At 43.8% G+C, this 12,047-nt stretch carries 10 protein-coding genes; 5 read left to right on the forward strand and 5 right to left on the reverse strand.

Annotation, left to right across the window (positions count from 1 at the left end):
• The first annotated feature begins 4 nt into the window (after positions 1-4).
• The gene (locus G8O23_RS07410) at positions 5-1,063 is read left to right on the forward strand and encodes an AOC03_06830 family ribosome hibernation factor (RefSeq protein ID WP_166363322.1); all 1,059 of its coding nucleotides are present in this window, start codon (positions 5-7) and stop codon (positions 1,061-1,063) included.
• A gap of 46 nt (positions 1,064-1,109) precedes the next feature.
• On the forward strand, positions 1,110-1,664 hold the full coding sequence (locus tag G8O23_RS07415) for an HdeD family acid-resistance protein (protein ID WP_166363324.1): 555 nt from the start codon (positions 1,110-1,112) through the stop codon (positions 1,662-1,664).
• Positions 1,665-1,738: 74 nt separating this feature from the next.
• Here G8O23_RS07415 and G8O23_RS07420 read toward each other — a convergent pair whose 3' ends face one another.
• A complete protein-coding gene (locus tag G8O23_RS07420) occupies positions 1,739-2,179 on the reverse strand; it encodes a hypothetical protein (protein ID WP_166363326.1) in 441 nt (146 codons plus the stop codon).
• A 265-nt stretch (positions 2,180-2,444) separates the two neighbouring features.
• On the opposite strand from G8O23_RS07420, the gene G8O23_RS07425 reads away from it, so the two are divergent.
• Positions 2,445-4,898, forward strand: a complete 2,454-nt coding sequence (locus tag G8O23_RS07425) for an RICIN domain-containing protein (RefSeq protein ID WP_166363328.1) — start codon at positions 2,445-2,447, stop codon at positions 4,896-4,898.
• A gap of 71 nt (positions 4,899-4,969) precedes the next feature.
• Here G8O23_RS07425 and xerD read toward each other — a convergent pair whose 3' ends face one another.
• Complete coding sequence (gene xerD / locus G8O23_RS07430) at positions 4,970-5,872, reverse strand: site-specific tyrosine recombinase XerD (RefSeq protein WP_166363330.1); 903 nt, start codon at positions 5,870-5,872, stop codon at positions 4,970-4,972.
• A 153-nt stretch (positions 5,873-6,025) separates the two neighbouring features.
• On the opposite strand from xerD, the gene pyk reads away from it, so the two are divergent.
• Both pyk and G8O23_RS07440 read left to right on the forward strand, forming a co-directional pair.
• Positions 6,026-7,444, forward strand: coding sequence for a pyruvate kinase (gene pyk, locus G8O23_RS07435; protein ID WP_166363332.1), 1,419 nt, complete (start codon positions 6,026-6,028; stop codon positions 7,442-7,444).
• Between the two features lie 62 nt (positions 7,445-7,506).
• A complete protein-coding gene (locus G8O23_RS07440) occupies positions 7,507-8,709 on the forward strand; it encodes a tetratricopeptide repeat protein (RefSeq protein ID WP_166363334.1) in 1,203 nt (400 codons plus the stop codon).
• Between the two features lie 2 nt (positions 8,710-8,711).
• Here the strand turns inward: G8O23_RS07440 and G8O23_RS07445 are convergent, their stop codons facing one another.
• From G8O23_RS07445 to G8O23_RS07455, 3 genes are read right to left on the reverse strand one after another with little or no spacing between them, the layout of a single operon-like run.
• Positions 8,712-9,470: a tetratricopeptide repeat protein gene (locus G8O23_RS07445; protein WP_166363336.1), complete on the reverse strand. Its 759-nt coding sequence runs from the start codon at positions 9,468-9,470 to the stop codon at positions 8,712-8,714.
• A gap of 36 nt (positions 9,471-9,506) precedes the next feature.
• Complete coding sequence (locus G8O23_RS07450; protein ID WP_166363338.1) at positions 9,507-11,321, reverse strand: BatD family protein; 1,815 nt, start codon at positions 11,319-11,321, stop codon at positions 9,507-9,509.
• 12 nt (positions 11,322-11,333) lie between these two features.
• On the reverse strand, positions 11,334-12,041 hold the full coding sequence (locus G8O23_RS07455; RefSeq protein ID WP_166363340.1) for a tetratricopeptide repeat protein: 708 nt from the start codon (positions 12,039-12,041) through the stop codon (positions 11,334-11,336).
• Positions 12,042-12,047 lie beyond the last annotated feature (6 nt).

Consider the following 12,047-nt stretch of genomic DNA (forward strand, 5'->3'; position numbering starts at 1 on the left):
TACTATGAATGATTTTTTGAAGAAGTACAAAGATGTAAAGGCCGAAGGTTGTGTATCGCTAATTTTAAACACCCATCGAACAAAGCCTGATAACCAGAAGGATGCTATTACGCTTAAAAATATGATAAAGGACGCAGAGGTACGGCTGCTAAAAGAGATGGACAAGAAGTTGGCAACAAAACTTATTAATAGAATTAATGATGTTGCCAAATCAATTGACCATAGCCATAACCTTGAGAGCCTTGTGATATTTGTAAATTATGAAGTGGCGGACTACACTAGGCTTCCGGTGGCTGTTGCCGACAGGGTAATTATTGAGGACAATTTCGCCACTCGCGATTTAATAAGGGCTATGCACCAAGAGGCTGGTTACTACATTGTAGTAATAAGCAGGCAGAAGGCAAGGCTGTTAGAGGCTTTTAATGATAAAGTGGTTGCTGAGATAAAGGACGACTTCCCAATCGAAAACAATCTTTACGCCACCGATAAGGTTAAGCTATCAACTGCTAAAGGGCAAGATAACCTTACCGAAGAATTTTTTAACAGGGTGGATAAAGCTGTTTTAAAGGCCATTAAGCAAAACCCAATGCACGTTCTGCTGGCTACAGAAACCCGAAACTTTGAACACTACAAGAAAATTGCCGATAAACCCGAGCTCATAATTGGCCATATCAACAGAAATAGGGACGACGAAGAGCCGCAGCACATAATACCCGATGCTTGGGCCGAAGTTAAAAAGATAATAAAGCAAAAAAATGAGTTGAGGCTAGCAGAGGTGGACAACGCCATTTCGCAGGGCAAACTCCTAACAGATATAAACCAAATTTGGAAAGCTGTTAACGAAGGCAGAGGACAAACCCTCTTCGTAAAAAAGGGCTATTTCCAACCAGCAATAATTGAACAAGGAAATGTTAAACCTGTTGATGAGAAGATGACAGGTGTTACTATTGATGATATAGTAGATGAAATGATTGAGGTTAACCTCTCGTATGGTGGCGACACAGTGTTCTTCGAAAAGGATTTAGCCACCCTAAAGAATATTGGGTTAATACAACGATACTAGTATATATTACTGGTTACATGAAGTGCAAACTAACAAAACGATTAAAATGAAGCTGAACAAATTTGGAATGTGGGGACTCTCCTCGCTCAACGGAATATTGATGGTTGGATTTGGCATAATTGCCATTGCTTTCCCAAGCCTAACCATAGCGGCCATTGCCATATACTTTGCCATTGCCATTATGGTTGGCGGGTTGGTATTGAGTCTTTTTGCCTATCGACACAGGAAGGAGCTATTGAACTGGAAAGCACGCTTAATTGAAGGATTGCTGAGCTTAGCATTAGGATTGGTTATCGTTTTTAACCCGCAATCGGCAGCTGCTTTTCTTCTTATAATTGTTGGCCTATGGGCTATATTTATTGGAATTGTTTTTATTGCATCGTACTTCAACAAAAACACTCCCGATTTAACCAGAACCTTTAGCTTAATAGTGGGATTGATATCACTGGTACTAGGGGCAATAATTGTATTTAATCCTTTCGAAAGCACACGCTTTGTGGTTGTGCTAATCGGTATTTATGCCCTGGCTTTTGGGGTGTTCACAATGGTTTACTCGTCAAAGTTTTTCAACACTCAAAAGGAGAACGATATCCTCGAATAGTTTCTCAGAATACATTATAGCAAAGGGCGCATCCAACAATTGGTGCGCCCTTTGCTATGTAGCTGATAATAGAACTATTCTTTTCCCATCTCCTCGTTAAACTTTTCAACACTTTCGTCAAGAGCTTTTCTTAACTTCTTAATGTCTGCCTTAATCTCTTCCTTCTTCTCATCGGCAGCCTCTTGGTACTCCTTAACCTTATTGTTCAGCTCCGTAGATTTTTGCTCAATATCCTTAAGCCTTTTATCTAGGCGCTCCTTGAGCTCACCTTCGGCATTTTCAACCTTTTTTGTGTAATCGGCTATCTTAGCTTCCGTTTTACTTTTAAAGGCTTCCAAATCGCTCATCATTTCATTAAACTGATCTTCTAGGTAGCTTTTAGTTGTTTCGTAGGCTTCCTTTGCCTCTTTCTTTACATCATCCTTGGTTGTTTTATCTTTTTCCTGCTGCCCAGCGCATGCAAATAGGAATATGGCCGATAGCATAACTGCAAATAATTTGATTGTGGTTTTCATGGTCAAAATAATTTTTATGGTTTACTAATCAATTAAAAATGCAATGTAGTGAATTTTATTGACTTACGCAAATATCAAAACTTGAGAAAACCATTATAGATTGAATTTCGTGTAAATCCAAAAAGGAATTATTCAGAATTTCACTATAATTACAACTATATGTAACAATGTAGTTGAATAAAACTTCAACAGCATTATATTATTAGCAGACAAACAGTTAGAACCAAAAATAATCCAGAGAAAATCAACCCTAACGTAGCAATTTATGAGAATTAGATCTTTTCTTGTTTTGGTAGCAGCAATGGTATTGCAGCTCCATCTTGCCAAAGCTCAGAATGAGCTGGCTCCTGGCCTCGATATCGTAGGCTATGGCTACAATATTTTTGGCAAATTTGCCGATAACGAGAGCCTTAAACCCTACCCTCTTTTCAATTTTGGTGATGATAGAGTTGTCCCTGTTGGCGCCCGCCGCTATGATGTTCCTGAATATGTAATGCTGGAGAACATTGGGAAAAAAGAAGTTACAGAGGTATCTGGCTCGAATGAGCGAGAGTTTACTAAGAATTTTGGAGCATCGATTGGGCTCGAAATTGATGCTGCCGTATTTGGATCGTCTGTTAATACTGCCTTCGAGCGAACCTGGGGTGGTGCCGAACGTAATTTTTTCCATACCATCCGCGATGCCAACCGCACATGGAGGATAAGCATCGACAGAAGGGCTAACCTTAGGGATATCTTAGACCCAATGGCCAAGAAGGATATTGACAACATGGACCCATCGGAGCTATTCGATCTATACGGAACGCACTTTGTTGCTAGCGCATTCCTGGGAGGGCGATCCGACTACACAACAGTTACCCGAGTAACCGAAAAATTTACCGAAGAAGAAATTAAGGTGGCTGTTTCGGCAAAGTACAAGGTGGTGAGCGCCAACGTGGAAACAAACTTCTCCCAGAAGGAGAAGGAGATTGAGTCGAACACCCGAACCGACCTTACCGTTACCGGTGGAAACTCTGAGTATGCTGGTAATATCCATAATTTTGAGATGTACCGACTTTGGGCCGATGGAATAAGGACACTACCCGTTCTTTGCGACTTTGAAAAGGGAAGCCTTCGTCCAATTTGGGATTTAGCAGGAAACCCTACTCGTAAAGCTCAGCTTGAGGCCGCATTTAACGAACTAATACAGATGTACCCTATACCCGAAGCTATTGCCGACTTGGTATCGATTAAAAATGAAGCGTTTATGGTAAAGAACAAGGCCGCTGGTTTGTACTGGGATTTCGCTGGCAATAGCGATAAAGCAGAGAAGAAAGGAGGCAAACTAAGGCTTTGGGCAAAGGATAAAGGCTCAAATAAAAACCAAGGATTTGATAGGGTTTTTAGGATTATCCCTCATGAGATGGAGGCGGGTTGGGTTTACATTCAGCCACAGCATACGTACCATGTGCTTGATGTATCTGGTGGTGTGAAAACCCCAAATGCCGAAATTCAACTTTGGGACTTAGGTAAAGCCAATGCAGGACAACTATTTAGAATGGAGCCTGTTGACCGAGAGCCTAACACGTTTTTCCTAAAGGCAAAGAATAGCGAATTGTATCTTGAAGCTCCAAAAAATGAACAGGGGACTGTGATTGTTCAGAATAAATTTACTGGAGCTGATAATCAGAAGTGGTTTTTTGAGGAATTTGATCCAGCCAATATTGCTCAACCAAGCCAAGACTACTACGCAATATACCTTGCTGGAACCAATAAAGCATGGGATTTCCCTGGAGCCTACCCCGATGTGAGGGAAAACAAGCTGCAGCTTTGGAATGCTAAAGGCGACCAGATTGGAGATAGGCTTTACCGAATAGCAAAAGACAAGGACTTCTTTGTAATTCGTCCCGATCATCACAACACCTTTTTGCTTACTGGTAAAAAGAATGCGCAGCTCACTACTGCTGCACAAAAAAGGGAGGACGATCAGCTGTTTACCTTTATATACGGTGGCCAACCAATGGCATACCATATCGTTCATAAGGAAACAGGTCAGGTAATTGGTGCCGAGCCCAACAGGCTTCGGGCCGATGGTTGCCAGGTTAAGCTCTATGAGTTGAATGGTGGCGAGAGCCAGCGCTGGGAACTTCGTCAGCAAGAGCGAAAACGCCCACTCCATGAAGGAACTTACAATATTAAGGTTACGCACTCCAATAAGTATATTGACCTGTCAGGAAACGATCAGGTAAGCAATAAGAATGGTGCCAATGTACAAATTTGGGATATGGACGGAGGAAAGGATAGAATTGTTAAGTTTATCCCCACCGACCATCCACAGTTCTACAAAATTCAGTTCCAAAACGGAGGACGTTTCCTTGATGTTGGTGGAGCATGGAGCGTAAAGGACATGAACGTTGCCGACCAGGCAAAATGGCAGGCGTGGGATAAAAGTGGCCGCAAGGGAGGCCGCCCCGACAGGCTTAGAAAGGTTGATGAGGGAGCAAATATTCACGTTTGGGAAAACAATAACAGGAACAACCAAGTCTGGAGAATAATACCCCTTGGTAATAACGGTTTTGCTTTCATAAACAGGCATAGCGGCAAAGCTATGGATGTTCAGGGTGGCAAACTTGATGCAAATGGCACCAATGTGCTGCAGTGGCACTACAATAAAGACAGTAGAAACCAGCAGTTTAAACTTATACAAGCTGAGGATAAAAAGGAATACAAAGCAGATTAAGTATCAATAAGCTCAAAGAAAAGCCTTCGGTTACTAGTAGTCGAGGGCTTTTTTTTTGAAATCACTTAAGATTACCTTCCTTTGCGTGGGTGAAACCTAATAATGGTATCCTTTAGGTATTCCCTATCGAGGTGGGTATAAATCTCGGTGGTAAGTATCGATTCATGCCCTAGCATCTCTTGCACAACCCGAATATCGGCGCCGCCCTCAACAAGGTGCGTTGCAAATGAGTGCCTAAGCGTATGCGGGCTGATATTTTTTTGTATTTCAGCATCGCGCGCTGCATTCTTTACTATGGTGAAAATCATTTCACGGGTCAATTTTTTCCCTCGTCTATTTAAAAAAACAATATTTTCCGATGATTTATCGATCTTTGGCAAGCTATGCCTGTCGGGCATATACAGCTTTATCTCCTTAATAGCCTTTTGCCCAATGGGCACCAACCGCTCCTTATCGCCCTTACCCAACACCTTAACAAAACCCTCGTCGAAATGCAAATCGGTAAGGCGCAAGCCTACCAATTCCGATACGCGTAAACCACAGCTGTATAGGGTTTCGAGTATGGCCTTATTTCGTTGGCCTTCGGGTTTGCTCAAATCGAATGTTGAAAGCATCTTGTCAATATCATCAACAGAAAGCACATCGGGTAGCTTGCGAGTCATTTTGGGGCCTACAATCTGCTCGGTGGGGTCAATATCTATCACCTCCTCCACCATAAGGTAACGATAAAATCCTTTAACCCCCGATAGTATCCTGGCCTGAGAGCGATGGTTGTACCCATTGGTATGAATAAACTCAAGGAATTGGCTCATATCATCGGCGCTAAGGGTTTCGGGCTCTTTCCCCAAATGATCCTCGGCAAATGTGCGCAGCACCTTTACATCACGAATATATGCATTAACCGAGTTCTCGGCCAACGATTTCTCGAGGCGCAAAAACCGGACGTAATCATCAATGGCAAGTTCCCAGCTCATATACGTAAAATTGGATGGCAAATTTAACCATTTGTTCATTAGAAAATGTAATGTTAAGAAATTAGCCGTTCACACTAACCACTAGAATTTGTGTTTGAAGCTAATGGCAAATCAACTATCTTTGCACTGCTCTTCACCTAAATTAAAAACCATATGCTTAAGAAAACCAAAATAGTAGCCACCATATCGGATAAGAAATGCGATGTGGACTTTATCCGCGAGCTCTTTGATGCAGGAATGAATGTGGTGCGCCTAAATACTGCTCACCAAAATTTCGAACAGGCCAAGCTGGTTGTCGACACAGTTCGTGCCGTTTCCGATAGGATAGCTATTCTGGTGGATACAAAAGGCCCCGAGATTCGCACATCGGCTTATGGTCAGGAGATAGAGGTAAATACTGGCGATATCGTTAGGGTTTATGGTAATCCTAATGGTCATTCAAACAGTGGAGAGCTATACGTTTCATACCCTAACATCACCAAGGAGGTACCCAAGGGTACGTACCTGCTTATTGACGATGGGGAAATTGAGCTACGAGTAGTAGCAAACGAGGGCGAGTACCTCGAATGTCAGGCCACAAATGCTGGAGTAATTAAATTCAAGAAAAGCGTAAACATTCCCAACGTATCAATTAACCTACCCTCGCTCACCGAAAAGGATAGGCAGTTTATTGAGTTTGCCATTGAGAATAATCTCGATTTTATAGCCCACTCCTTTGTACGCACCAAGCAGGATGTTATTGATATTAAAAATATCATAAAAAAGCACAATAGCCCCATAAAAATAATTGCAAAGATTGAGAACCAGCAAGGGGTTGATAATATCGACGAGATACTCGATCACACCTATGGTATCATGGTGGCTCGTGGCGATTTGGGCATTGAGATCCCTGCCGAAAAGATTCCTACCATCCAGCGATATCTTATAAACAAATGTGTTGAGAGCAAAAAGCCCGTGATCATTGCCACGCAGATGCTCCACACCATGATTGAACACCCAAGGCCCACCCGTGCCGAGATTAACGATGTGGCCAGCGCCATATACAATCGTGCCGATGCCGTGATGCTTAGCGGCGAAACAGCTTATGGGCAATACCCTGTTGATGCGGTTAAAACCATGACTCGGGTTGCTCAGGAGGTGGAGTGCATGCTCGATGCCGATCCCGATATCCCCCTAACACGAATTCATAATGAGGTGACGGCAACACTAGCACGTAATGCCGTTAGGGCTTGCGGATCGTTACCCATTAAGGCCATTGTGGTGGACACCATGTCGGGGCGCACTGGTCGTTACCTTTCGGCCTTTAGAGGCAAAGTGCCCGTTTACGCCATGTGCTACAACCCCACCGTAATGCGGCAGCTTGCCCTTTCGTTTGGCATCATGGCCAACTACATGGAGCTTATTGAAAGTCGCGACAGCTTCCTAAGCGATGCCATATCAACACTTATTGATAATAACAAGGTGAAAGAGGATGATATGGTGCTAGTGGTTGGCGGCAGCTTTGGCCCTGGTAATGGAGCATCATTCATGGAGATTAGCGAGGTGAAAAATTTGATGGTAAAACATTACTAAAGCACTAAAAGGGGGAGTACCACGTTATCAACAATAACCAGCTAAATCAATCTATCCTCTGGATGCGTCGTTTATCCTTTATCGTAGTACTTATTTCAATAGCCATATCGGCATTTTCGCAAAAGTTCCCCGAGCATTACTACCGTGCCCAAGCTGCAGTGCAAGCCAACCATCTCGACCTTGCTCTGCAGTGGATTGACTCCGCAACCATCGCCTCGCCTAGGTTGCCCAACATATGGATTAAAAAGGGCGAGATATTCTACCTAAAAAGTATGCCCGACAGTGCGCTTGCATACTTTACCAAAGCCGAAACCATTAGAAATGGGGTAGCCGCCTACTGGATGGCACGATGCCACAGCCTACTTGGCGACACAACCAGTGCCCTTGCTGAGCTGGAAAGACACCTCTCCTCCACCCCAAAGGAGTTTGAGGCGACAATACTGCTCGACACTGCATTTACCCCAATTAAAGGCACAAGGCAGTGGCAAGACCTTTGGCTAAATCATTGGTACAACAACAACGAGCTACTTGCCGCCGATGTGGCATACCACTTTTCGCGTGGCGAATGGGACTATGCTTTAGATTTGCTTAACGAGAGAATGCATGGGCGCAATGTTCGCCACTCCTTCTTCGCCCTGCGTGGCGAGGCATATTTCCGAATAGGTAGTTACAAGGCTGCCGAAGCCGATTTTGCCCAGGCACTCAAGCGTAGTAGGAGAAATCATAGCTACATGGCGTGGCGTGGCAAGTCGCTTGCACAGTTAAACAAGCACCGAAAAGCCATAAGGTTGCTAAATCAGGCCATAGAGCTATCGGGTGGCGAACCCGAGTACATTAAAGCACGTGCTATGGCATTCGCCAGTAGCCAGGAATACGACAAAGCCTTTGCAGATATAAAGGAATACCTCACATTTTACCCCACCGATACGGAAGCCCTAGCTATTAATCTTGATATATCGCTTAAGGCAAATCGCAATATCGATGCGTTGCTCACAGTGAATAGGCTTTTAAAATTGCAACCCGATAAATGGCAACACTACCTTACAAGGGGAAGCATCTACATTAAATCGAAAAACTGGGAGGTGGCAGAAATAGATTTAAATCGTGCCATTGAGCTGGGGGCAGATAGTAAGGAGGCATTCCTTTGGAGAGGGAATTGCCGTTTCAACCTAGGGAATCGTTCGGGGGCATGCGCCGATTGGAAGCAGGCCGTAAAGCGGGGTAGCTTCCAATCGCAGGAACTGGTTTACAAGCACTGCCCCTAGCACTAAATTAATTCAAGCGTTTCGCTTGGAATCCACCCCTTATTCCCATCGGCAATACGAATCTCTACCCATTGACCAATGGCTTTGGTAATTTGCACCTTGGTTCCCGAATGAAGAATGAATATCTCCTTACCAGCATCACCAGGTGAACTCTTAACGGTTACCACCGGTTGAAAAATTATGGCCTCGTCCCTGAGCATCACCCTCTCCTTTTCCTGAATGCTAAAAACAATCGATGATACGACAAATAAGATTGACATAATGCCAAATGTAAAGGACAACCGTTTGACCCAGGGCCTAAAGGAAAACCAAAACACCAGACCAAGTGTAAGTGTTACTGTAAGCCAGAAAAGGCTAATCCAAGCCCAGCCATTGGAAGATAATATGCCTCTTACCGAACGATACCATTTTACAAGAAAAAACACTGGCAAAGGTTCAATCCTATCAACGGTGAATGAGCGGGCATACTCTAAATTGAACTCAATATCCTCGTTGTTGGGTTTAAGTCGGTGCGCTCTCTCGAAGTTAAGTATGGCGTAGGCATTCTTGCCCAGCTTAAAATAGGAATTACCTAAATTGTAGTACAACTCCGCATTGTAATAGCCACTATCGACAAGGGTTTGGTATAGCTCTGCAGCCTCGTCGAACTTACCCTCGATGTAGTGGTTGTTGGCAACATTGAGAAGTGAATCGGGAACAATTCTGGCGCTTAGGCCAGTGCTACCTAAAAGTATGATTATTGAAATAATAAGGTATCGCATATTCATTCAGGTATCAATATGGTTTCGTAACAAGCTTTACTTTCCAATTATCTCTTCGAGCTTTGATATTAGGGCGATGGCACTATCGTAAAGCTCCTTCATTTGCGAATGCTCACCCCTTGGGGCATACCGAGCGTATTCGCAAACTGAAATAATTCTCAGAAACTCTTCGGCATCAGCATTATCAACGCTATTTTTCAGTAGCGTTTCCCTTGCGCTATCGCTCGATAAGCTAGCAACAGGAATGCTTAGCTTATCGGCAATGTATCCCCACAACGCCTTAAGCAGCTCCTCATGGAATAGCTCAGAATTCGATTGCAACAGATGTTTTTGAGCCTCCTGCAATCGTTTCCTTGCAACTTTCTTAGCCCTCTTAGTTTTTACCAACATTATATTGTTTAGCAACATTCGGCGTTGGTGGATATACCAGAACGTAGCTGCAAAAATCACAAGTATTATAATGATAAGAAGATAATACTTGCTGCTTCCAATTAGAATTGGAAATCCACGGCTAAGCTTAAATCCGTCGGTTTTAATAAACCGAATGTCCTGGCCAATAAACCGAATGTCTTCGCGCGCAAAGCCCACAATTTGCGTACCCTTATGCTCACTTCCATCGGCTTCGACAGTTAAAGCAAGTGGTTTCGATTTTAGCGTGATGTATTTCTCCTTAATTGGATCGAAGTAAGAAAACTCCATAGCTCCTAAATCGAAATTTCCTGGGCCGCGGGGTATGGCAACATACTCAAAGTTTTTTGAGCCTGTGGCACCCTGGGAGGTAGTGTTTATCCTATCGCTGGTTTTTGGGTCGAAAACCTCGAAGCTACTAGGAAACTCGAACCTTGGGGTTTCAATAAGCCTTAAGTTTCCACTACCGGCTACCCTTACCTTTAGGTTTACCGCCTCATTGGTCTTAAGTTCGGTTTTATCGAAACCAGCCTCTAGGTTAAAACTCCCAACTGCTCCGGTAAATGAGGCGGGTGCATTGGGTGGTAAATCGCGAATTTTAAGCGTTTTCTCCTTGCTGGCCAAGCGAACCCTCACGTTTTGATGCGACCCGAAAAACTCATCGAAAATGGACTGTGGACGACCACCCTGCTGCTGAGCCACAACTACTATTTCAAACGGTTCGATCTTAATATCGCCGGTACGCTGTGGAAATAGCAGATACTTTTTAAGAACGCCCATATTGTAAATACGGCCATCCACGTTTACCCTCTCGAAACGAATATTGTTTGGAGTCTCCACATCCTGACTCCAAAAACCGTTGAACGAGGGGAACTTAATATCCTCAAAACCTGCAATATTCGATCTTGTATAAATCTTTAGCGTGGCAAGAATGGGCTGTCCACGATAGGCTGTTTGCCTATCGAATTCAATATCCACAAAAATGTTATCAGCAGGTTGCTCTGTCTGGGGTTGACTTGAAGTTCCGGGTTGAGTTCTCGAGGGCTGCGATGGTTTGCTACCCTGTACTACCTCAATCTCTATGGCTTCGGTTTTGTAATCTCTTTTCGATACGGTTGCTGTAGCAGGGCTAATGGTAAATTTTCCAGCCTCGGTTGCCTCAAGTATGTATGTATAGGTAAACTCGTAGGTTTGGGTCATCTGCCCATTTATAATTTGAATGCTACTGCTGGTTGATGTACTAGGCCCTGCCAAAATATAAAAATTATCGAAAGCAGGTGGGTTCAGCTCCTGAGGACGGGCATTGAGTTTGTAAACTACCCTAAACTGTTCGCCTACGGCCACCACGTTAGGAGCCGACACACTAAATTCTACATCCTGCGCAAAAATATTTACACATGATGACAGAAATAGTAAAACAAGGGTTAATCGCTTTAAATACATATCGATATGGTATTACCAATTCTTTTCAACCTGAACTCTAGCTCTTTTAGCCTTCTCCTCCTGAACACGCTCTTGCACCTGCTGCTCATTGTTTTGAATTGCTTCAAGCATTCGGCGAGCGTCCTCGGGTGATATCTGTTGCTCTCGCTCCTGCTGGTTCTGATCCTGTTGATCCTGATTTTGATCTTGCTGCTGGTCGTCCTGATTCTGATCCTGTTGCTGATCGTCGTCAGAGTTATCGTCCTGATTTTGATCCTGTTGCTGATCTTGCTCTTGCTGCTGCTGTTGCAGCATACGCTGTGCTTGGGCAAGGTTATACTTGGTCTCCATATCGTTGGGGTTTTGCCTCAAAGAATTCTTGAAGGCCTCCACGCTCTCTTCGTACATCTCCTGGCTAAAGTAGCTGTTCCCCAGATTATGGTATACATTTGCTAACTCATTGGCATTGGCAGAAGTGTTAGCCTTAGCCATATCGGCATACAGGTTAGCCGACTCCTCGAACTTATCCTGCTTGTACAAAGCGGCACCTAGGTTGAAATTACCTTTGAAAGAAGCTGGATTTAGCTCCAACGCCGACCGATAGGATATTTCGGAATCGAGGTATTCACCCTTCTTGAACTCCTTATTCCCCTTACGCACAGCCTTACGCTCCGACTGGGCATAACCAACGGTGACAAAAAGCATAAGTATGAGAGAAAGTACAACTATGGTGCGTATCATCTTAAT

Origin of the sequence: Perlabentimonas gracilis, from assembly GCF_011174675.1 — a bacterium.
In the GTDB taxonomy this organism is placed as follows: domain Bacteria; phylum Bacteroidota; class Bacteroidia; order Bacteroidales; family Tenuifilaceae; genus Perlabentimonas; species Perlabentimonas gracilis.